The organism is Ruegeria sp. K3 (assembly GCF_056531845.1).
Genome location: NZ_JBQFMM010000004.1, coordinates 262,880 through 285,538, shown reverse-complemented (window position 1 = coordinate 285,538; position 22,659 = coordinate 262,880). Strand labels below are relative to the sequence as shown.

Genomic DNA, 22,659 nt, shown 5'->3' with positions numbered 1-22,659 from the left:
AGCCCGGCCACTAAGGCCGGGCTTTTTTCGCTGGCGGGTTCTCTCACCCCGCCAACTCGAACATATCCCGCATGTGTTGATCCGCTTCGAACCGTATTGTTACACTCTTGGCACCGGGAAATTTCCTCTCGCGTATCGGGTCAGGAATGACAATCTCACCGGAGCCCGAGCCCTTGGACCGAAAGGTCAGAATCTCTGTTTCTGACTTGCGGTAGCCGGAAAGGACCGAGGTTGGCAATGCAACGCGGTTAGACCCTTCGCAGACTGACGATGCAACGAAGTAGGTAAGATCGCGCCCGAAGCATCCGATTGCATCAGGAACATGGTCCGAAGATTCGCGGGCGCTTTTGTCGGCGTCCGGTTCACCTAGTTCCGATAAATCCTTCAGCGCGCGTTCGGGTTTTAACAGATCGTGACAAGCTTTGATTTCATCTGCGGCCAGTTCGATTACGCGTTTCTTCAGACGAGGACGGCGCGGTGTAGAAGAATCTAAACCGTTTTTGCGTGTCATCCCTTCTTTACGCAAAAAATCATAGGCTGATTTAGCATCCGAAAAACCGGAATAATCACCGTCGGTATGATCAGGATGATCGTGGAACGCGATTTTGCGCCAGGCTTCACGAATCTCGTTTGCGTTTGCATTTGGGGGCAGACCAAGAACCTGCAACGCTTCGGCCCGAGCCTGTACCTTGCTCACTGGCTTCATACTCAAAACACTCATTAAAACTACAACGGGGTCAGATTGCCATTGATCACATTTTTGTCAAATTTTTTCAGGAATTAGACTGAGGTAGGGCAACAGTTGACGGGTGCATATCGAGATTGTCGCCTGCGCAGCGGTTGTCGCAAATGAGCATGGCAGACGACTGCCATGCCCGGCGATACAGGGCAAACGCAAAAACTGTGGGATCAGGCGACGTTCTGCAATTCGGTCTGGGGTGTAATGCCCAGGGCAAAGCAAACATCCCGAGTAAGCTCAGGTCGGTTGAGCGTATAGAAATGCAGTTTGTCCACGCCGCCTTCTATCAGGTCCGAGCAGAGTTCGGTGCATAGCGCCGTCGCAAGAAGATCTTCGCGATCGTCCCGGATTGCTTTGTCAAATGCGTTCTCGATCCAGTCGGGAATGTGGGCGCCACAGCGTTTTGCAAAGTTACGCGCACCCTTCCAGTTCTCGATGGGAAGAATGCCCGGTACGATAGGCTTGTCGATCCCCGCTTTTTCGCAGGCATCGCGAAACCGGAAGAAGGTTTCAGCCTCGAAGAAGAATTGGGTCAACGCCTCGTCCGCGCCCGCATCCAGCTTGGCCTTTAACCAATCCACATCAGCGCGGGCATTGCGTGCTTCTGGATGTTTGTCCGGATAGGCGCCGACACGGATGCTGAACATCTCGGTCTCGGCCAGTGCAGAAATCAGTTCTACCGAGTTGGTGAAACCATCAGGGTGGGGGGCGAACCGGTCTTGACCTTTAGGGGGGTCGCCACGCAGGGCAACGATATCCTGAACGCCTGCGCGCGCGAATGTGTCTGCGATCTCAAGCGTCTCCTGACGCGAGGCATCGACACAGGTCAGATGCGCAGCAACAGGCAGCCCCGAGGATTTGTGCAAGGTTGCAACTGCATCACGCGTCAACTCACGTGTTGTACCACCAGCACCATAGGTCACCGATACAAACCGTGGGTTCAGCGGCGCCAAGGTCTGAACCGTATCCCAAAGGCGAAACGAGGCCTCCAGAGTCTGCGGCGGGAAGAACTCGAATGAAATCTCAGGCTTGGTCATGGTGGCCTCGTAGCTGTCATTTATGCCCTTGTGCCATCAGATGCATTGTGAGACAAACTCATATTGTTCAACAACAACATGAGTTGCGTGAGTAATGCATATCGAATTTCGCCACTTACGGACGATCAAAGCCATCCACGAATGCGGTGGGCTTGCGCGTGCAGCTGATCAGCTAAACATCACGCAATCCGCACTAAGTCACCAGATCAAGGGGTTGGAAGATCAGGCCGGGGTCGAGCTGTTTTTACGTCGATCCAAGCCGATGAAGTTGTCGGCAGCTGGTTTGCGGCTGCTGCGTCTCGCTGAACAAATTCTGCCTCAGGTCGAGGCGATGCAGGATGAGTTTTCATCGCTGCGCGACGGTCGCACCGGTCGGATGCACATTGCGATCGAATGTCACGCTTGTTTCGAGTGGCTGTTTCCGGTGCTTGAAGCTTTCCGTAAATCCTGGTCAGACGTTGATGTGGATATCCGCCCGGGCCTTGCATTCGACGCGTTGCCCGCCTTGCAGAAGGAAGAGGTTGATCTGGTGGTGTCCTCTGACCCCGAAGATCTGCCGGGTGTCGAATTTGTCGAACTCTTTGACTACCAGGCCGTATTTGTCGCGGCGTCTTCGCATCCATTGGCTGAAAAGCCCTATATCGAAGCTGAAGATTTCCGAGGTCAGACACTGATTACCTACCCGGTCGAACGAACCCGTTTAGATGTTTTCAGTCAGTTGCTGATCCCGGCCCGGGTCGAGCCTGCCACCATCCGACAGGTTGAACTGACCGCTGTGATCTTGTTGTTGGTGGCTTCGAATAGGGGCATATCCGTTCTTCCGGACTGGGTGGTGCGCGAGGTAAAGTATAGCTCGGACTACGTCACGCGCCCGCTTACCAAAGATGGGATTACCCGCAGGTTATATGCTGCGGTCCGCAGCGAAGACCTTGAAAAACCCTTTGTGCAAGAGTTGGTGAAACTGGCGCGGACCGAGGCGCGTAAGCTTCAGACTCAATAACACCGGACGCAGATCAGCCATGCGCATCATTCCTCTTGGCAAGGGCGCGTTGCCCCAGTATACGCGCGGCTTGACCGGACAGGAGCCTATGGAAAATGGTTGGCAGTGCAAATCTCAACATCATGATCAAGGCCGCGCGCAAGGCGGGGCGTTCTCTGGTCAAGGATTTTCGTGAAGTCGAGAACCTGCAGGTGTCGATGAAAGGTGCGGGCGACTTTGTGTCGAAGGCCGATATCGCGGCCGAAGCCATCCTGAAAGAGGAATTGCTGGGTGCCCGTCCGACCTATGGTTGGCTGGCCGAAGAGGGCGGCGCGATTGGCGGTGAAGACCCGACTCGTCGCTGGATCGTCGACCCACTGGATGGGACCACCAACTTCCTGCACGGGCTGCCGCACTGGGCCGTTTCAATCGCGTTGGAACATAAGGGCAAGATCGTTTCGGGTGTGATCTATGACCCTGCCAAGGATGAGATGTTCTTTGCCGAAAAAGGCGAAGGTGCGTGGATGAACGACATGCGCATCCGTGTGTCGGGCCGCCATCGCATGATCGAGTCGATCTTCGCGACAGGTCTGCCATTCGGTGGCCGTTCGGACCTGCCTGCGACCTTGCAGGACCTCGCCCGTCTGATGCCTACCTGTGCAGGTGTTCGTCGCTGGGGTGCTGCCGCGCTGGACATGGCCTATGTGGCCGCCGGTCGTTACGAAGGCTTTTGGGAGCGTCGCCTAAACGCCTGGGATCTGGCCGCAGGCATCATCATCGTGAAAGAGGCGGGCGGCTTTGTTCAGGCGCTGAACCCCGAAGGCAGCGTGCTTGAGGATGGCGAAGTGATCTGCGCCAATGAACCGATCTTTGACAATTTCGCAAAGGTAATTCGGGGCTGATACTCAACCCCGGTCTTTTGATCATGGTACGCGCGTCCGGTCCGGGCGCGCGTTTTGGTTTAGAAGTCGACCTCGATCGCGATCCCTTGCTGGACCGCCAGATCAACTGCCGCGCTGGCAACCGCAAGATCTTGCAGCCCCACGCCAGTACCGTCGAACACGGTCACCTCAGCCTCGGACACACGCCCGGGATGGGTCCCGTTAATGACCTCTCCGATCTGCCGGATATCGCCTTCGGCTTTCATTTCGGCAGCCACGGCATGCTGGCTTTCACCCAAGGTCACGGCCTGCGCGACTTCGTCGGTAAAGACGCTTGCGCGCGCGATCAGGTCTGTGGCGACCTCTTGCTTACCGACGGTATCGGTGCCCATACATGCGATGTGTGTGCCGTCGGAGACGTGCTCGGACATCAGTGTTGGCGCGAAGGAGGAGGTGATGGTGATAATCACATCCGCCTGCACCATGACGGGCAGATCCACAGCCTCAAAAGGCAGCCCCGCTTCAGCCGCGACCTTTTCGAGATTTGGCAGCATTTCTGGATGCAAGTTCCAGCCTATGACTTTCTCAAAGTTTCGCTGTTCCAATGCCGCGCGCAATTGGAATGTCGCCTGATGCCCGGCGCCAACCATTCCGATCACCTTGGCATCTTTGCGTGCCAAATGGTTGATCGAAACCGAAGAGGCTGCAGCGGTGCGCAGCGCGGTCAGCAGGTTGCCCCCAACGATGGCCCGAACGCGACCCGTATCTGGATCAAACAAAAACACGGTGGATTGGTGATTGATCAGCCCGTGCGTTTGCAGATTGTTTGGCCAATACCCGCCTGCTTTCAGGCCAAGGTTCATGCCCGCGCGATCAAACCCGCCCTTGAACCCATAGAGCGCATCCGCATGACCTATGGCCTCGCGCACGACCGGGAAGTTGTAGGCATCCCCAGCCGCCATCGCGGCAAACACCTGCTCAACCGCAGTATAGCTTTCCTGTCGGCCTAACAGAGCGCCGATTTCCTTTTCAGGAACGATGATCATCGCGTTTGTCTTTCTTTTTGATGGCATTAGAAAGGGCGGTGCTAAACGTCCGCCCCTGCATTCATCTGTAATTCAATAGGCCTTGCCACGGGCAGAGACCGGCCAAAGGGCTTCAACCTTGCCGCCGCGCACACCGACGTACCAGTCATGAACGTTGCAGGTCGGGTCACAGTGGCCGGGCACCAGCCGCAGCTTGTCGTTGACCTTCAGCACCCCATCCGGATCGCCAATCACCCCGTGTTCGTCCGAGCACTTCAGGTATTCCACATCGTCCCGCCCAAAGATGAAGGGCAGGCCGCTATCGACGGATTGCGCCTTCAGGCCCGCATCGCAGATTGCCTTGTCCGCTTTGGCGTGGCTCATCACGCTGGTCAGAATGAACAAGGCGTTTTCCCATTCACACTGATCGATCCGTTGACCGTCCTTGTCCAGAATTCGACCGTAATCAGCATCCATGAAGGCATAAGAGCCGCACTGCAGCTCGTTATAAACGCCCGAGTTGCTTTCGAAGTAATAAGACCCCGTACCGCCTCCCGAAACCAGCTCGCAGTCGATCCCTTCAGCCTTCAATCCGTCGACGGCATCCTTGACCATGGCGATTGCGGTATCCAGTTTTTCTTTGCGTGCCTCATACGTATCCAGATGCTGCATCGCGCCTTGATAGGCCTGAATGCCGGTAAATTTTAGGTTAGGGGCGGCCTCAACCGCCTTGGCGATTTCGATCACGGCGGGGGTCGTGGTGACACCACAGCGGCCCGCGCCGCAGTCGATTTCGACAAAAACCTCCAATTCAGTGCCATGCTTAGCGGCAGCAGCAGACAGGTCAGCGACGTTGTCCACATCGTCGACGCAAACGATTGTGCGTGCACCAAGCTTAGGCAGGCGCGCCAGTCGGTCGATCTTGGCCGGGTCCCGCACCTGGTTCGAGACCAGAATGTCTTTGATGCCGCCGCGCGCAAAAACCTCGGCCTCGGACACTTTTTGGCAGCAGACGCCGACCGCGCCGCCCAGTTGTTCTTGCAATTTCGCGACGTCCACGGATTTGTGCATCTTGCCATGCACCCGGTGCCGCATCCCATGCGCCTTGGCATAGTCGCCCATCTTCTTGATGTTGCGCTCCAGCGCGTCCAGATCAAGGATCAGGCAAGGCGTCTGGATTTCGGATTCATCCATGCCAATCGCGGCAGGGATGTCATAGCCAACTTCGAATTGATCACTGTTCATCGGTTTGTTCATCCTGTTTCTCCTTACCCTTTCAGCCAGGGCAGCTTGTCCAGATCCACGTTGCCGCCGGTGATGATGACGCCGACGCGCTTGCCCCGGAAGGTGTCGGGGTTCTTAAGAATGGTGGCCAGAGGAACGGCCGAAGACGGCTCCATCACCACGCGCAAGTATTTCCAGGTGAGTTTCATTGCGTCGATGATCTCTTGCTCGGACGCGGTGAAGATGTTGGTCACATTGTTCGACACAAAGTGCCATGTGTTTTCCTTGAGCGGGACCAACAGCCCGTCCGCCACCGTTTTGGGGGCATCGTCCGCAATGATATGACCCGCTTTGAAGGAACGGTACGCATCGTCCGCCTGCTCAGGCTCAGCCGCATAGATCGCGGTTCCTGGTGCCAGGTTCGAGACCGTCAGACAGGTGCCTGATACCATGCCGCCGCCACCGATTGGCGCGATAACTGCATCCAGGCCATCGGTCTGCTCAAGCAATTCAGCCGAACATGTGGCCTGACCAGTGATAACACGAGGGTCGTTGTACGGGTGCACGAACTCTCCGCCTGTTCGGGCCTGCACCTCGGCAAACGTTGCCTCGCGGGAAGAGGTGGATGGCTCACATTCAGTGATCGTACCACCAAAGCGTCGTACCGCGTCTTTCTTGGCCTGCGGCGCGGTTCGCGGCATCACCACATTGCATGGAATGCCCCGGCGACCAGCCGCATATGACAGCGACAGGGCGTGGTTCCCGCTTGAGTGGGTGCAAACACCCTTGGTCGCCATTTCATCGCTTAGGCCGAAGACCGCATTACTGGCACCGCGCACTTTGAATGCACCTGCTTCCTGAAAGTTCTCGCATTTGAAGAACAGCTGTGCGCCGGTCAATTCATTCAGATAGTCCGAGGTCATTACCGGTGTGCGCCGGATGTGCGGCCTGATCCTTTCGTGCGCAGCCTGCACGTCAGCATAGGTCAGTTCGGCGACGGGGATTTGATCCAACATGACTGCCCTCCCTAAGCTGCGGCTTTTGCGTGGCTGGTTGAGCTGGCGCGATAGAATTCCTGCGCCGCAGCGACCCCGCTGCCAAGCTTCACCGGGTAGTTCAGATCGGCCATGGCCATCTCGACCGTGGCCAGCCCCGACAGGACCATAACATCGGTCAGGCTGCCCAAGTGGCCAATACGGAACGCTTTGCCATTCAACTCACCCAGACCAATGCCGAAGGATACCCCATAGGTGTTGAAGGCATGGTCAGTCAGTTCGTTGCTGTCGAAACCTTCGGGCACAAAAATGGCGCTGACGGTATCCGAGTAGAGGTCAGGAGATTGTGCGACCAACTTCAGGCCCCAGGCCGCAGTCGCGTGGCGCACACCTTCGGCAAGGCGAGTGTGGCGGGCATACACATTGTCCAACCCTTCCTCGAACAACATCTTAAGGCTTTCGCGCATGCCGTAGATCAGCTGCAGCGGCGGAGTATAGGGAAAGCCGCCAGACGCATTTGCCGACATCATATCACGGAAATCAAAGAAGGTGCGTGGCAGTTGCGCGGTCTCTATCGACGCCAGTGCCTTGGGGCTAACGCATAGGATTGCCATGCCGGTGGCCAGCATGAACCCCTTTTGCGACCCCGAGACCGCAATATCCACGCCCCACCGGTCAAACTCGAACGGCATTGAGGCCAGAGAGCTCACGCAATCCACAAACATCATGGCCGGGTGATGTGCCGCATCCATCGCATTGCGCACAGCGCTGATATCGGAACGCACACCTGTCGCGGTTTCGTTATGCGTCACCAATACGGCCTTGATTTCATGCGTTTTATCCGCGGACAGGATGGCCTCGAACCTGTCGGCTGGCGCGCCTGCTCCCCATGGGCATTCAACAATCTGAACGTCCAACCCGTGTCTTTCGCACAGATCGATCCAGCGATGGCTGAAGACGCCGTAGCGGGCGACAAGAACCTTGTCACCGGGGCTGAGCGTATTTGTAATAGCTGCCTCCCAACCGCCCGTTCCGCTGGCTGGAAAAGTGACGATCTGGCCTTCGGTGGTTCCAAAGACCTGTTTTGTATCCTCCAGTACCGGGGCGAAGGTTTCAACGAAGTCCGGGGCGCGGTGGTCTTGCGTCTGAACCTGCATGGCAAGGCGCAAACGATCAGGAATATTGGTTGGGCCTGGGATAAAGACCGGGTTTTGATGCGACATAACTCAATCCTCTGCTTTGGACCCAAGTGTCGCTTGAACGGTTGTGTGTTGCAATTTTCTTGAAAAATATTTTCATTTTATCCGTTAAATTGATAAGGTGCTGAAACGGATAGGAATTCAGTTTATCAAAATGATCTCGGAGAATTCCGGACCAGAAAAATTGGTGCGGGTTTTCGGGGGAAAGTCCGAAAGCCAGGTGAGAAATGGAAACGCAAAAGCGGCCGCGCGGCAGACCCAAATCGCTGTTTAAAGAAAGTTCGGCCGGGACTATGCAATCATTGGATCGGGCGCTGGGCGTACTGACCACTGTTGCCCGGCTAGAGCGCGTCGCGCTAAGCGATCTTGCCCGCGAGGTTGATGTTCCGACAGCCACCACGCATCGCATTCTGGTGACACTGCAAAAACATGGGTTCGTATCCTTTGATGAGGAACGGCAGGAATGGCTGGTCGGAATCGAAGCCTATCGGACCGGTGCGTCTTTTCTGCGGCGCAACAGCGTTCTGGAAATCGGCAGGCCGATCCTGCGGCGTCTGATGCAAGACAGCGGTGAGACCGCAAATCTGGCCGTACCCGATGGAGCAGAGGTGGTCTTTGTCGGGCAGGTCGAAACTCAGAACCCCATCCGGGCCTTCTTTCCACCCGGTGCGCGGACGCCCATGTATGCGTCCGGTACAGGAAAGGCAATTCTCGCTGCGTTGAGCGAAGAGAGTTTAGGCAAAGTTCTGGGCCGGATTGATCCGGTTGCTTTCACTGAAAATACGCAGTTGCCCGCTTCGGGCCTGTATGCAGATCTGGCTGAAACTCGTACCCGAGGTTGGTCTTACGATCACGAAGAACGGTATGAAGGTATGTCTTGCATTGGTGCGGCCATCTTCAATGACAGGGCTGAGCCTTGCGCCGGTATCTCGGTATCCGGACCCACCGTAAGGTTCAGCCGAGAACGCGCGCCCGAGTTGGGCGATCTGGTCATGCGCGCGGCGCAAGAGATCACCCACCTGAGCGGCGGTAGGCTACCCAAGAGCTGACGCTTGATTATTTGCGCGGCACTCTGGGGATGCGCGATTGCGAGAGTTTGTACTTGTGTTCCGGATGCGGTGGATGGCCGTGGGTGCGGTTCCAGAACCCAGTCCCTCCGCGCCTGAGCCATAGGGGGATGCACAGGATCAGCCCAACAAAGAACCCTCCGGTATGCGCCCAATAGGCGACGCCTCCTTCATCGGGATTGCTGGAGAGGCTGCCAAGGAATTGCAGGCCCAGCCAGACACCCAGCATGATAAAGGCCGGGATGGTAAAGATCCGGATATAGACGATCAGAATCAACAAGATATCCACGCGCGCTTTTGGGAAAAGCAGAAGATAGCCGCCCATGACACCAGCGATCGCTCCAGACGCGCCAATTGTTGGCACCACCGAATCCGGTGCCGAAATGACGTGAATCAGCCCCGCTCCGATTCCCGCCAGCAGATAGAACACGAGAAACAGCACATGCCCCATTTCGTCTTCGAGGTTATCGCCGAATATCCACAGAAACAGCATGTTTCCCGCCAGATGCATCCAGCCCCCATGCAGGAACATTGACGTCACGAGTGTCTCGAACCCATAGCCGCCAGTTATCCGGGCAGGAATGACCGCGTAGTCAATATAAAGCTGATTGATCAGCCGTGCATTCTCCATGACACCCACATAGCTGAGGAAGATCAGTATGTTCGCAGCCATAAGGGCATAAACAACAAACGGAGTACGCCCCGAAGGGTTATGGTCTCGGATCGGAAACATGGCGCGACGCTGGGCTTTTAGCCGCCCAGCGTCAAGGTCCGGTTATGCCGCACCTCCCAAAAGGGCGGCGTTGCCTCCGGCGGCGGTGGTGTCGACACAGACATGGCGTTCCCCCAGCACCCGCGCACGGTCGGGCTGCCCGGGGATCAGCGGAATGATCGGGCCATCGCGCCGGGCCAAATGCTGCTCGATCTGGCGGGCAGTGTCGTCGTCGCCCCACCACAGAACACCCGAGAAACCGGTCAGGTTTTCAAGCCGGTGCAGATCCAGCATGCCCGTCATACGGATCGCTGTGCCGCCCAACGCTTTGACCGCATCCGCCTGAGCCTTGGCGGCCTCGTCCCCCGGACCCATGCACAAAAGCGGGGAGCGGGAATATTCGGTCAGGCGGTTCGATTCACCGGTGGGGCCAGGCAGCGATTGGGTGCTGGGCGTTGCAGGTTGCCCTTCGGGCGCACCTGGTTCAGCCGAACTGTCCCAGCGTCCCGAAGCATTCTGCCGATCAGGCGCGCAGAACCGTGCCATATAGTTCGGACCGCCCGCCTTGGGGCCGGTGCCGGACAGACCTTCGCCACCGAAGGGTTGCGAGCCGACGATTGCGCCGATCTGGTTGCGGTTGACGTAGATATTACCGGCATGGATCGCCTCGGTCACATGCTGCACCCGGTCGTCGATCCGCGTGTGCAGGCCGAAAGTCAGGCCGTACCCCGTGGCATTGATATCCGCAATGACCTTGTCGATATCTTGCGCCTTGAACCGGGCGACGTGCAGAACCGGACCGAACACCTCGCGCTCCAGCGCCGAGATGCCAGGTATCTCGATCAGGGTCGGTGCGATAAATGTACCCTCAGGAGGCGTTGTCATCTCCTTCAGTACCCGTCCTTCTGAACGGGCCTGGGCCACGTGGTCCGCGATGATTTGCCGGGCTTGCGCGTCGATGACCGGGCCGCAATCAGTTGAAATCAGCCAAGGATCGCCCACATGCAAAGCGTCTATCGCCCCTTGCAACATGGTCAGAACGTCCTCGGCAATGTCCTCTTGCAGATAGAGGCAGCGCAGGGCCGAGCACCGCTGGCCTGCCGATTGGAACGCGCTTTCGATAATCGACTGCACGGCTTGTTCCGGCAACGCGGTGCTGTCTACGATCATCGCGTTCAGGCCGCCGGTCTCAGCGATCAATGGCGTGCCCGGACGCATATGCTGTGCCATGGCGGATCGGATTTTCAACGCGGTCGCGGTCGAGCCGGTAAAGGCCACGCCCGAGACGCGTTCATCCGACGTCAACGCCGCGCCCACTTTCGGCCCACCCGGAAGCAGTTGCAGCGCATCGCGTGGAACACCTGCTTCGTGCATCAGCTGAACTGCGCGATGGGCGATCAGTGGCGTTTGCGGGGCAGGTGCCGCCAGCACGGCATTGCCAGTGGCCAACGCAGCCGATATCTGCCCGGTGAAGATCGCCAGAGGGAAGTTCCACGGGCTGATGCAGGTGAATATTCCGGCGGGTTTGGCGGCAGGAATATTGGCGGCGTAGTAGCGCAGGAAATCAACCGCTTCGCGCAGCTCGGCAACTGCATCGGGCACAGATTTTCCGGCTTCGCGGGCGAGCAGGGCAAACAGCTCTCCAAAATGCGCTTCGTAGAGATCGGCTGCTTTATTTAGAATGTCAGCGCGCTTCTCGGCTGAGGCCTGCCATGGGCAAGCGCTGGCCAACGCCAGTTCCACGTCTTCGGGGCTGGCCGCAGCAACCGAACCGGGGCGATCCTGCGGTTGCGCAGGATTGATCACGGGAGTGTCTGCCAAAGGCTGTGCATCATCCGACAATAAGGGGCGGGCGTACCAATGATGGGCGCGGAAGGCGTCGCGTGCGATGTCAATCTGGTCCAGCGTCGGCGTATGGTGCAGATCAAAGCCTTTCGAGTTTGGGCGTTCCGGTGCGAACAACTCAGGCCCGGTTGGCAGCGGTTTGCCAGGTGTTTGAACGGCCACGAACGGATCTGCGGCAACGGTTTCTGGGGCGACTTCCTCATCAACGATCTGATTGACGAACGAGGAATTTGCCCCGTTTTCCAGAAGGCGACGTACCAGATAGGCCAACAGATCCCGATGCGCGCCGACCGGAGCATAGATACGGCAGCGCGAGGTCCGCTTGTTGCGCACGATCTGATGCAGGGTCTCACCCATCCCGTGCAGGCGCTGGAATTCGAATGGCTGGCCGTCCGCCATATGTAGGATGGCGCTGACCGTATGGGCGTTATGCGTGGCAAATTGCGGATAGATACGGTCGGTCATTCCCAGCAGTTTGCGGGCGTTGGCGATATAGGACACATCCGTCGCCGCCTTATCGGTGAAGACCGGAAAACCATCGACGCCCTCGACTTGCGCGCGCTTGATCTCGGTATCCCAATAAGCGCCCTTTACCAGCCGCACCATCAGCTTGCGGTCGTGCCGCTGGGCCATCTCGTAGAGCGTATCCAGCACCAACCCGGCGCGTGGGCCGTAGGCTTGCACGACGATGCCGAACCCGTCCCAACCGGCCAGTGCAGGCTCTGCCATAACTTCTTCGATCACCTGCAGCGAGAGCGACAGGCGATCGGCCTCTTCCGCGTCAACGTTCAGCCCCATGCCCGCTGCCTTGGCCAGCAAAGCCAGCGCGCGCAGCCGGGGCACCAGTTCGTCCATCACCCGTTGTTCCTGTGCCAGCTCATAACGGGGGTGCAGGGCCGACAGCTTGACCGAGATGCCCGGATTTTCGCGAATGTCTTTATGGGTGCAGGCCTCGGCAATAGCGGCGATCGCGCGCGAGTAAGACAGGTGATAGCGGGCAGCATCGGCCTCGGTACGTGCCGCCTCGCCCAGCATGTCGTACGAGTAGGTATAGCCCTTATCTTCCATTCCTTTGGCGCGCTTCATGGCGGATTGAATGGTTTCGCCCAAAACGAACTGACGCCCCATTTCTTTCATCGCACGACCAACGGCGGTGCGGATCACTGGTTCACCCAGCCGCTTGATGGCCCCTCGCAGCGCGCCGACGGGCGAGGATTTGTCTTCGTCCAGGACCCGGCCTGTTAGCATCAACGCCCATGTCGACGCGTTCACCAGTGACGAGGATGATTGTCCCAGGTGTTTTCCCCAGTCTGACGGGGCGATCTTGTCTTCGATCAGTGCGTCAATGGTATCCGCATCTGGTACACGCAACAGCGCCTCGGCCAAACACATAAGCGCAACGCCTTCATCTGTGGACAGGCCGTATTCAGCCAGAAACACTTCCATCATGCCAGGCGACGTGCTTGAGCGGATGTCGCGCACCAGCTGTGCTGCAGCCTCACAAATGGCCGTTCGGTCGGCCTCTGACAGCTTGGCCTGAGAGATCAGCGCGTCCAGTATAGTGGACTGGTCGGCATAAGTCTGAGTGTCGATTTTGGTGCGTAGGCTGTGTGACATGTGTACTCCGGGGCTTTTGCCTAATATAACCGCCTATAGTCAGGAGAATGGACCGAATTTCCTCGAATTCTGGTCGAATTGACTGAAATATAGGAGCCTGATTATGCAAAACGACTTGTCCAGCCTTGATCGCTTTGACCGTGCGATCCTTACGGCATTAGCTGAAGATGGCCGCATCTCAGTGACGGACCTTGCGCGCAGGATCGGCTTGTCAAAATCGCCGACACAGGCGCGGCTCAAGCGGCTTGAGGCTGACGGGATCATCACAGGCTATCGCGCCATGTTGGACCCGATCCGTCTGGGCCTTGACCATGTGGCCTTTGTCGAGGTGCGTCTCACAGATACTCGTGAAAAAGCACTGGCCGAGTTCAATGCAGCGGTGCGCAGAGTTGCTGAGATTGAACAGGCTCATATGATCGCGTCCAACTTTGACTATCTGCTTAAAATCCGGACCCGATCGATGACAGAATACCGCACGGTGCTAGCCGAGAAAATCTCATCCCTGCCGCATGTTGCCAACACCTCCACCTTCGTTGCGATGGAGGCGGTGAAAGAAACCGGGTTGCTGGCTCCGCTATAAAGCAGTTGACCTAAACGCCTGATGGATCAGGTTAGAGAGGATGAAAAACGTACTTATCGTTGCCATACTCGCTGGTTCTGCCGCTCAGGCTTCTGCAGATTGCCCGGTTGCGCCGGATCATATTTCTGGCGTCGACGCCCTGATTGCGCAAGCCCAAACCGCGTCGTCTGAGCGCGAGGCGCGGGGCATTTCGGGACGGATGTGGCAACTCTGGACCGATGCGCCGGACGCCCGATCTCAAACCCTGTTGGATCGCGGGATGTCGCTGCGCGAGTCTTGGGATTTGACCGGTGCGCTGGCCGAGTTTGACGCTCTGGTCGCTTATTGCCCGGATTATGCCGAGGGGTACAATCAGCGGGCATTCGTCAACTATTTGCAGCAGGATTACGGTGCGGCCCTGATCGATCTGGATCGTGCCATTGAGCTGTCCCCGAACCATGTAGCGGCGCTTAGCGGGCGGGCATTATCGCTGTTGGGTCTCAAGCGGCTGGACGAAGCGCGAACGGCGCTGAACCATGCACTCGAACTGAACCCGTGGCTTTCAGAACGTGCCTTGCTTGCGCCGGGCGGGCTGCTTGATCCACTGGGTGAGGATATTTGAATTGAGACGAAAAAGCGGCCCGGAACCGAAGTTCAGGGGCGCTTTTGATGCAAGGGCTTGATTAGCCGACCAGCCCGTTGTCGGTGCGTTTGATCGCAATCACCGACGAACGCGGCGTACCGCCATCGGGCCAATTGCTGCCCGGATGCTGGATGCCAACAAACATGGTGCGCAGGTCGGTCGACCAGGCCAGACCGGTGACTTCACAGCCATTCGGGCCGGTCATGAAGCGCACAATCTCCCCGGTCACGGGATCGCCAACTAGCATCTGGTTATTGCCGTTTCCTGCGAATTCTTCCTCGTTGTCATCATTCCCGTCTGTCTGAATCCAGACCAGACCGGTCGAATCGATGGCCATGCCGTCGGGTGAGTTGAACAGGTTGCCTTCGTTCACATTTGCCGATCCGCCACGGTTATCCGAATGAACAGTTGGGTTTCCGGCCATGACATAGAGATCCCAATCAAAGCCAGTGGCCGCGTGATCTTCATCCGCTGGACGCCAGCGCACGATCTGGCCGTATTTGTTGGCCTCGCGCGGGTTAGGGCCGTTGACTGCAGTGTCATCACCCCCAGCATTTGGCTTAACTCCACGGTTCTTGTTGTTGGTCAGGCAGCAATATGCCTCGACCGCAACAGGGCTTGAGGCCACCCATTCCGGGCGGTCCATTGTGGTGCCGCCCGCAGCCGATGCGGCCATACGGGTAAAGATCAGAATTTCGGCCGCGTCCATGCCGGTTGTTTCCGGCGTCAGCGGCAGCCATTCGCCACTCATGTCATCATTGAACTTGGCGACATATAGCGTGCCGTCATTCAACAAGCCCTGAGTGTCGACACCGGGCGCATAGGCCGCGTTCGAGACGAACCTGTAAAGATACTCGCCACGTTCATCGTCGCCCATATAGACCACGACACGACCGTCCGCAGCCAGCGCGACCTCAGCATTTTCATGCTTGAAGCGACCAAGGCCGGTGTGCTTGACCGGAGTGCTGTCGGGTTTGGTCGGGTCGATTTCAACGATCCAGCCTGCGCGGTGCGGCTCATTGGGGTTTTTCGAGGTGTCGAAGCGGGGGTCAAACAGTTCGTAGCCATTCCAGCTTTCGGCTTTGATGCCATAGCGTTTCATGCCGTCCGCGACCTTCTGATCGTAGCTGGCATTCTCGTCAGAGGAACCAAAGTAGCCGTTGAAATTTTCTTCGCAGGTCAGGTAGGTGCCCCACGGTGTCTTGCCGGAACCACAGTTGTTCATGGTGCCCAGCGACGCGGTTCCTATCGGATCGGCCTCGGTCTTCAGTAGGTCATGACCAGCGGCGGGGCCGACGATCTTCATCGGAGTGTTATGGTGGATCCGGCGGTTGAAGGGGCTGTCCTTAACGACCGCCCAGCCCGCAGGGCCTTCCTTGATCTCCATTACTGTCACGCCCTGGATGTTCTGCAATTTCAAAACGTCATCGGCACTGGTCGGAACACCTTCTTGCGCGGCAGGCAGGTTGATCTTGCGGTTCGGGTACTCGTGGTTGATCGCAATCAGCTCGTGACCCCGGAACGAGAATGTCTCCATCCCATCCGTATTCTCGCCAAAAACCTTGTCCGAGTTTTCGACCGAACCGCCATCGGTCAAGTCATAGCCAACGGCCTCGGAAAACAGCGGATCGCCCCAGCGCATCAGCATCTTCCACTCATAACCTTCCGGCACGTGGACTGTCCCATCGGTCTGGGCAGGAATCGGCGTGAAGGCAAAGCGTTGTGCATCGACCGCCTGTGCTGAAGTTGAGCCCAACAAACCAGCGCCCATCGCCGCAGCGCCCGATCCAAAAGCCACAACTCCTGACAGGAAACCCCGTCGCGAGATAGCGCTTTCAACCACGCGGTCGAAGTCGTGTTCATCCGGGCGGGGGAAGTGCAACTCATCCCAATCGTCGGCGGAAAGGGTGGTAAGGTCGACGTCTGTCATGGATAGCTCCTGGCTGTCTGAACTAAGAATCGCACCGTGGGTTTAGAGCGATCACATGACAGGAAATTGACAGTCTGAGCAAAGCTTCTTTTGATCTGCGCCGCGTGCAGATTGACGCCGATCTACCTGCGGCGCTGATCAATGTTTAGGCGAATCTATCGCCTAACGACCAGAAGCCTAAGCCGCCTTTGCCTTGCTGCGGCAATAACATGAGGCATGGATAGGCACCGTGGCCCGTGCAGCAGCTTTGTCCAGTTGCAGCTTGATATGACGGGCCTCGGTCGTTTCACCGCGACGGATCAGGCATTCATGCAGGCCATGAAGGCTCCAGATATTGCCGGGATGCTGGCAAGCACGGGCGAGCGTGTCGTCCAGACCCAGATCGGCCCGATAGACGGCCTCGGCCTCATCGAATTGACCGTCTTCCATCAACAAGGCACCCAAAGCGTGCCTTGTTGGCTGCATCCATCCCCAAGGCTCGTCATAAACCAGATTGTCATCCAACTCGACCGAGCGGCGCAGATGATCAAGCCCGCCTTCGCGGTCACCGGATTTGAACGCGATCTCTCCATCCATCATCGCCTCGCCGATCATCAAAACATCCTCGGCGGTGTTATTGAATACCAGTCGACTTTCCGGGACGGCTTTCCTGGCCTGAACGGCCACTTCGCGTGCGTGCGTTGCGTCGTCCATACGACCCAAATTGGCCAGAGCCACAGCGCGCGCCTGATGAATTGCGGCGGTGGTATAGCTGTATAACTCCGCGTCGCCGGGCATGGGTTCATCCAGAATTTCCTGCCACATGCCGAAGCGAACCATGACATGGACCTTTTTGCCATAGAAGGATTCGAACAAATCCGGGAAGTAACGGATCACATTGTCCGGCAATAATCGCATCAATTCCTCGGACGCAGCCAGGGCCAATTCGGGTTGCCCAAGGAACATGGCCCCATAGGCTTCAAAATGTACGTTGTGGACGCGATAGACGGTATAGAAGTTCTCACCCCCGGCCATGGCTTCATATTTCTTGTCGACCGCTGCGGCTCGGTGATTGCGCCAGACCACATTCTGATAGTCGCCGCACAACACGTCGATATGCGTCGCCATGTGAACTAGATGCCCGCTGTCGGGCACCAGATCGACCAGCCGATCCCCGTGTCGCAGCGCCTTTTCCGGAGTGGGCGACATCTCCATCAAGTGGATATACATATGCAGCAGGCCGGGATGATCCCAGGCACCGGGAAGCGTTTCAAAGGCCCTTTCCAGAACGGCTTGTGCCTCGGTGGTGGATGCCCCTTCGGCGGGCACGCCCTTCTTGAGATCCCATAGCTGCCAGGGCGTTCGGTTCATCAAGGATTCGGCAAACACAGATGAGACATCCAGGTCGTCCGGATGATCGGAATAAACCGCGCGCATCGAATCGGCGAACGCGTCGTTCCACGGGGCGTAATCTTCGATCTCGGGGTCCGACGGGATATGTTGTGAGATCGCTTCGATCAGCGCCGCCTCGACCGGGGTAGAGGATGCGCGCAATGCCATCGCCGCTTCGATTGCCTGACGCGACCGATCAAGGGTTGCAACTTTTTCATCGGGCTCGAAGAACTCCCATGGTTTGTTGTAATTTGGACCAATCGCATAGGCGATGCCCCAATGGGCCATACCGCATTTCGGGTCATGAGTAATGGCCTGTTCGAAACAGGCGGCAGCGGCCTCGTGGTTATACCCGAACAACCAGATGAGCCCCTGATCGAACAGTTTCTGAGCTTCGCTTGATGAAGTGGTAACAGCACGGCGATACGTGCCGAGGTCAAATTCGGTCATCATTCAATCCCCCGCTAAAATTCCGCCGAGGACGGGCAAACAGCGCCGGACGACGGATTTTCGAACTATAGCACATTTTCGTGAATGGCGTCGCGGAGCGCGGAAAATGCTCTTTTGAGCGTTTGCAATGATCCAGCCCGCCTGATCAGTTAAGAACACTCGCCGAAAAGCACCCGGCTGTTCGCACGTGTCGATCCTGGCAAAATGGACCTTTCAAATCACAGTGCGAGGCGCATTTGATTGAAACATCCTCTTGACGTCAAATTTCGTATGAAATAGGTGGTGGGCTCGCTGAGCGGGCGTTGTGTAGTGGTAAGACCTTAGCCTTCCAAGCTAATGACGCGGGTTCGATTCCCGCCGCCCGCTCCAGTTGATCCCTCACACAAGTTGCGTCATTTAGCCCTTATCGGGTTGCAAAACTTTGTCTTCAGCTTGACCCCAAACGCCTCTGACGCCAAGAAGCTGGGAATGATGCCTGATCAGGGCGATCGACCAAAATACAAGGGCCAGACATGGCAAGAACCAGCGCCGCCAGTCCAGCGAACAATTCGGCTCCGCGTGCACAGGAAGAGCGTGCGCGGTCAAAGAAAATAGGCGTGCTGCGGTCATTGTGGCCGTTTATGAAGCCCTATCGACTGCTGATGATCGGCGCGACACTGGCGTTGATCCTGACGGCCAGCATGACGCTGACATTGCCCTTGGCTGTGCGGCGTGTGGTCGACAATTTCCGCATCGAAGATGGTGATTTGCTTGAATGGTACTTTCTGGCCGCCCTCGGTATAGCCGGGATTCTCGCCGTGGGTACGGGTATTCGCTATGCTTTGGTGACCCGGTTGGGTGAACGTGTGGTGGCCGATATCCGAAAGGCGGTTTTTGACCGCGTGATCGGGATGAGCCCCGAGTTTTACGAGCGCATCATGACCGGCGAAGTTCTGAGCCGTATCACCACCGACACAACGCTGATCCAATCGGTGCTGGGATCGTCTGTGTCCATCGCGCTCCGCAACCTTCTGATGTTCGTCGGTGGACTGGTGCTGATGCTGCTGACGTCGGCCAAGCTGACCGGAATGGTATTGTTGCTTATCCCGCTGGTGGTTGTGCCAATATTGGTACTGGGCCGCAGGTTACGGGTGATCAGCCGGGAAAATCAGGACTGGATTGCGGCGTCCTCTGGAAATGCCGGCGAGGCGTTGGGTGCGGTGCAAACCGTGCAGGCTTTTACTCATGAGGACGCCAGCAGGACGCAGTTTGGAGAGATGACAGAAACTTCGTACGAAGTTTCTCTGCGCCGGATCCAGACCCGTGCGATTCTGACCGTCATTGTGATCTTTCTCGTCTTCTCGGGCATCGTTGGCGTGCTGTGGATGGGTGCGAATGACGTGCGCAACGGGATCATGACCGAGGGTGTGCTGATCCAGTTTGTGATCTATTCGATCATCATGGCGGGTTCGGTCGCGGCACTGTCGGAAATCTGGAGCGAGTTGCAGCGCGCTGCTGGCGCGACGGAACGGCTGGTCGAGCTGCTGAACGCTGAGGATACCGTCAATGATCCGTCGCAGGCCAAGGCATTGCCTGTGCCCGTACGCGGAGAGATACGTTTCGACGATGTGACATTCCACTATCCCGCGCGCCCGGACGTTGTCGCGCTGGATCATTTGTCACTGCAGATAAAACCCGGGGAGACAGTGGCCTTTGTTGGCCCGTCTGGTGCGGGCAAGACAACAGTCATCCAGATGATTCAGCGGTTCTATGATCCCGATGCGGGACAGGTCAGCCTTGATGGGCTCGACCTGCGCGAGTTGAACCGTGACGACTTCCGCCAGCACATCGCGCTGGTCCCGCAAGACCCCGTGATCTTTGCCGCTTCGGCGCGCGAGAATATCCGCTTTGGCCGTCTGGACGCCTCAGATGCCGAAGTCGAGTCCGCCGCCCGAGCCGCCGCCGCGCATGAGTTCATCTCGGCTTTGCCCGAAGGGTATGACAGCTTTGTGGGCGAACGGGGCGTAATGCTGTCGGGTGGTCAGAAGCAACGTATCGCCATCGCACGTGCCATCCTGCGCGACGCACCGGTGCTGCTGCTGGACGAGGCGACCTCGGCTTTGGACGCAGAAAGCGAACGTGCGGTGCAGGGTGCGGTTGATAACATGAGGGCAGGGCGCACCACTCTGATCGTGGCGCACCGTCTGGCGACCGTTAAGAAGGCAGACCGGATTGTCGTGCTGGAAGCCGGGCGCATTGTGGCGCAGGGTACCCATAACGATCTGGTGGCGCAGGACGGTTTGTATGCCCGCCTCGCACGCTTGCAGTTCACCGACGGGGTGGCTGCAGAATAAAGTGACGCTCCGGCACATCTCGTTTCGCCGTAGCGTCATTCTACATATTCCCGGACCTGATCGCTAAGCCCTTGCTTGCGCATGGTGTGTTTTGCTTCCATCTTGGAGAGGACAAACAAACCTGTGCGCGACACGGGAGACAGATCAGGGGAGGAGCCACATGGCCTTTGTGGGATTGGAAGACAAGGCGCGCATCGAGCAGGAGATGACGTGGGAGGATCGGGATGTACCCGTCACCTTCCACCAGCTGTTGTCGCGGACGGCGGGCAAGTTCCCGAACCACAAAGCGATCAGCTTTCAGTTGTTGTCTGGACCGAGTGACAAGGCTGAGACGCTGACATGGTCCGAACTGCTGGGCAAAATCAACCAAGCGGCCAATCTGTTCCGTTCCCTTGGCATCGGAGAAAACGATGTGGTGGCTTATGTGCTGCCCAACTGTAACGAGACGCTGGTCACCATGATGGGCGGTGCGGTAGCTGGGATCGTGAACCCGATCAACCCATTGCTGGAGCCGGAGCAGATCGCGGCGATCCTGCGTGAGACCAAGGCGAAGGTCGTGGTCACGCTGAAATCCTTCCCCAAAACCGATGTAGCCCAAAAGGTTGAAGAGGCAGTACGCCACGCTCCGGGCGTCAACACGATCCTTGAGATCGACCTGAATCGCTATCTGACGCCGCCCAAATCCTGGCTTGTACCGTTCTTACGCCCAAAGATGGGTGATAAAGAAAAGCTGGCCCATGCGGATTACAAGAACTTCCTTGATGAGCTGAACAAGCAGCCTAAAACGCTGAACTTTGAGGATAGCCAGGAAGATCGGGTGGCGTGCTACTTCCACACGGGCGGCACTACGGGCATGCCGAAAGTAGCGCAGCACAAATACTCGGGCCTTATCTACAATGGCTGGTTGGGCAACACGCTGCTCTTTGACGAAAACGACGTCATCATGTGCCCTCTGCCGATGTTCCATGTCTTTGCGGTGCATGTCATCGTGATGGCGGCGGTGTCGTCTGGTGCACATGTGGTATTCCCGACGCCTGCCGGGTATCGCGGTGATGGCGTATTCGACAATTTCTGGAAACTGATCGAACGCTGGAAGGTTTCGTTCATCATCACAGTGCCGACAGCGATTTCAGCCAAGATGCAGCGACCTGTGGATGCGGATATATCCAGCGTTAAAACAGCATTTTCGGGATCAGCTCCGTTGCCGGTCGAACTGTTCCGTCGGTTTGAAGAAGCGACCGGCGTTACTATCGTCGAGGGCTACGGCCTGACCGAGGCCACTTGTCTGGTGTCATGCAACCCCGTGGATGGGGAAAAGAAGATCGGTTCGATCGGTATCCCGTTCCCTTATACGGATGTCAAAATCCTGCAGGACGGGCCGGATGGACCAACCGAGTGCGGCGTAGATCAGATCGGTGAAATTTGCATCTCGAACCCCGGCGTATACGCGGGCAATACTTATACCGAGACCGACAAGAATACGAACCTCTATCATTTCGATAAATACCTGCGCACGGGCGATCTGGGACGGTTTGATGAGGACGGCTATCTGTGGATCACCGGTCGCGCGAAGGACCTGATCATTCGCGGCGGACACAATATCGATCCTGCAGAAATCGAAGAGGCCTTGCTGGGCCATGATGCCGTCGCCTTTGCAGGGGCCATCGGTCAGCCTGATGCGCATTCGGGTGAGGTGCCTTGTGCCTTTGTTGAACTGGTCGAGGGGGCCTCGGTCACTGAACAGGAGCTGATGGACTATTGCAAGGTCCACGTCCATGAACGTGCGGCACAGCCCAAGCATATGACCATTCTGGATGAATTGCCGAAAACCGCCGTTGGCAAGGTTTTCAAACCCGAACTGCGCAAGCAGGCCATCACTCGCATCTACAACGGTGCTTTGGACGCCGCAGGCATTGAAGCGCGTGTCGTTTCGGTAATCGACGACAAGAAGAGGGGTCTTGTCGCGCAGCTTGACGCGAATGGGTCTTCCGAAGACGATGTCTCAAAAGTGTTGGGTTCGTTTACCCGGCCATGGGAGTGGTCTGAATAATTC

At 57.4% G+C, this 22,659-nt stretch carries 17 protein-coding genes and 1 tRNA gene; 8 read left to right on the top strand and 10 right to left on the bottom strand.

What is annotated here, in order from left to right:
- Positions 1 to 43: 43 nt before the first annotated feature.
- Complete coding sequence (locus tag ACR0MP_RS09930) at positions 44 to 706, bottom strand: J domain-containing protein (protein ID WP_480886492.1); 663 nt, start codon at positions 704 to 706, stop codon at positions 44 to 46.
- A gap of 203 nt (positions 707 to 909) precedes the next feature.
- Positions 910 to 1,776, bottom strand: a complete 867-nt coding sequence (gene metF / locus ACR0MP_RS09925) for a methylenetetrahydrofolate reductase [NAD(P)H] (protein ID WP_170401700.1) — start codon at positions 1,774 to 1,776, stop codon at positions 910 to 912.
- A gap of 94 nt (positions 1,777 to 1,870) precedes the next feature.
- Here metF and ACR0MP_RS09920 point away from each other — a divergent pair, with 94 nt between their 5' ends.
- Entirely contained in the window at positions 1,871 to 2,776 is a 906-nt protein-coding gene (locus ACR0MP_RS09920; protein WP_170564044.1) for a LysR family transcriptional regulator, read from the top strand.
- A gap of 95 nt (positions 2,777 to 2,871) precedes the next feature.
- Positions 2,872 to 3,657 carry an inositol monophosphatase family protein gene (locus ACR0MP_RS09915; protein ID WP_170401694.1) on the top strand — a complete coding sequence of 262 codons (786 nt, stop codon included), beginning with the start codon at positions 2,872 to 2,874 and terminating at the stop codon, positions 3,655 to 3,657.
- A 59-nt stretch (positions 3,658 to 3,716) separates the two neighbouring features.
- Here ACR0MP_RS09915 and bhcD read toward each other — a convergent pair whose 3' ends face one another.
- The 4 genes from bhcD to bhcA all read right to left on the bottom strand — a co-directional run bounded on the left by bhcD (position 3,717) and on the right by bhcA (position 8,103).
- Entirely contained in the window at positions 3,717 to 4,682 is a 966-nt protein-coding gene (bhcD, locus tag ACR0MP_RS09910) for an iminosuccinate reductase BhcD (RefSeq protein WP_170401691.1), read from the bottom strand.
- A 72-nt stretch (positions 4,683 to 4,754) separates the two neighbouring features.
- Positions 4,755 to 5,918 carry a 3-hydroxy-D-aspartate aldolase BhcC gene (bhcC, locus tag ACR0MP_RS09905; protein ID WP_170735554.1) on the bottom strand — a complete coding sequence of 388 codons (1,164 nt, stop codon included), beginning with the start codon at positions 5,916 to 5,918 and terminating at the stop codon, positions 4,755 to 4,757.
- 11 nt (positions 5,919 to 5,929) lie between these two features.
- Complete coding sequence (gene bhcB, locus ACR0MP_RS09900; RefSeq protein WP_170401684.1) at positions 5,930 to 6,901, bottom strand: beta-hydroxyaspartate dehydratase BhcB; 972 nt, start codon at positions 6,899 to 6,901, stop codon at positions 5,930 to 5,932.
- Positions 6,902 to 6,912: 11 nt separating this feature from the next.
- The gene (gene bhcA / locus ACR0MP_RS09895) at positions 6,913 to 8,103 is read right to left on the bottom strand and encodes an L-aspartate--glyoxylate aminotransferase BhcA (RefSeq protein WP_170735549.1); all 1,191 of its coding nucleotides are present in this window, start codon (positions 8,101 to 8,103) and stop codon (positions 6,913 to 6,915) included.
- A gap of 203 nt (positions 8,104 to 8,306) precedes the next feature.
- On the opposite strand from bhcA, the gene ACR0MP_RS09890 reads away from it, so the two are divergent.
- On the top strand, positions 8,307 to 9,128 hold the full coding sequence (locus ACR0MP_RS09890; protein WP_170401678.1) for an IclR family transcriptional regulator: 822 nt from the start codon (positions 8,307 to 8,309) through the stop codon (positions 9,126 to 9,128).
- Positions 9,129 to 9,135: 7 nt separating this feature from the next.
- Here ACR0MP_RS09890 and ACR0MP_RS09885 read toward each other — a convergent pair whose 3' ends face one another.
- Positions 9,136 to 9,879: a rhomboid family intramembrane serine protease gene (locus tag ACR0MP_RS09885; protein ID WP_480886488.1), complete on the bottom strand. Its 744-nt coding sequence runs from the start codon at positions 9,877 to 9,879 to the stop codon at positions 9,136 to 9,138.
- A 42-nt stretch (positions 9,880 to 9,921) separates the two neighbouring features.
- Complete coding sequence (putA, locus tag ACR0MP_RS09880) at positions 9,922 to 13,320, bottom strand: bifunctional proline dehydrogenase/L-glutamate gamma-semialdehyde dehydrogenase PutA (protein WP_480886486.1); 3,399 nt, start codon at positions 13,318 to 13,320, stop codon at positions 9,922 to 9,924.
- 103 nt (positions 13,321 to 13,423) lie between these two features.
- On the opposite strand from putA, the gene ACR0MP_RS09875 reads away from it, so the two are divergent.
- Positions 13,424 to 13,900 (top strand): winged helix-turn-helix transcriptional regulator, encoded by a 477-nt coding sequence (locus ACR0MP_RS09875; protein ID WP_170401672.1) that lies wholly within the window; start codon positions 13,424 to 13,426, stop codon positions 13,898 to 13,900.
- A 40-nt stretch (positions 13,901 to 13,940) separates the two neighbouring features.
- Positions 13,941 to 14,501 carry a tetratricopeptide repeat protein gene (locus tag ACR0MP_RS09870; RefSeq protein WP_480886485.1) on the top strand — a complete coding sequence of 187 codons (561 nt, stop codon included), beginning with the start codon at positions 13,941 to 13,943 and terminating at the stop codon, positions 14,499 to 14,501.
- A 61-nt stretch (positions 14,502 to 14,562) separates the two neighbouring features.
- Here ACR0MP_RS09870 and ACR0MP_RS09865 read toward each other — a convergent pair whose 3' ends face one another.
- Together ACR0MP_RS09865 and ACR0MP_RS09860 are read right to left on the bottom strand one after the other, a co-directional pair.
- Positions 14,563 to 16,452 carry a PhoX family protein gene (locus ACR0MP_RS09865; RefSeq protein ID WP_480886484.1) on the bottom strand — a complete coding sequence of 630 codons (1,890 nt, stop codon included), beginning with the start codon at positions 16,450 to 16,452 and terminating at the stop codon, positions 14,563 to 14,565.
- Positions 16,453 to 16,629: 177 nt separating this feature from the next.
- Positions 16,630 to 18,273 carry a tetratricopeptide repeat protein gene (locus tag ACR0MP_RS09860; protein ID WP_170735547.1) on the bottom strand — a complete coding sequence of 548 codons (1,644 nt, stop codon included), beginning with the start codon at positions 18,271 to 18,273 and terminating at the stop codon, positions 16,630 to 16,632.
- A 295-nt stretch (positions 18,274 to 18,568) separates the two neighbouring features.
- On the opposite strand from ACR0MP_RS09860, the gene ACR0MP_RS09855 reads away from it, so the two are divergent.
- The 3 genes from ACR0MP_RS09855 (at position 18,569) to ACR0MP_RS09845 (ending at position 22,656) form a co-directional block, all read left to right on the top strand.
- Positions 18,569 to 18,642, top strand: a tRNA-Gly gene (locus ACR0MP_RS09855).
- A 143-nt stretch (positions 18,643 to 18,785) separates the two neighbouring features.
- Positions 18,786 to 20,606: an ABC transporter transmembrane domain-containing protein gene (locus ACR0MP_RS09850; RefSeq protein ID WP_170588574.1), complete on the top strand. Its 1,821-nt coding sequence runs from the start codon at positions 18,786 to 18,788 to the stop codon at positions 20,604 to 20,606.
- Between the two features lie 160 nt (positions 20,607 to 20,766).
- Positions 20,767 to 22,656 carry an acyl-CoA synthetase gene (locus ACR0MP_RS09845; protein ID WP_480886482.1) on the top strand — a complete coding sequence of 630 codons (1,890 nt, stop codon included), beginning with the start codon at positions 20,767 to 20,769 and terminating at the stop codon, positions 22,654 to 22,656.
- The last annotated feature ends 3 nt before the right edge of the window (positions 22,657 to 22,659 follow it).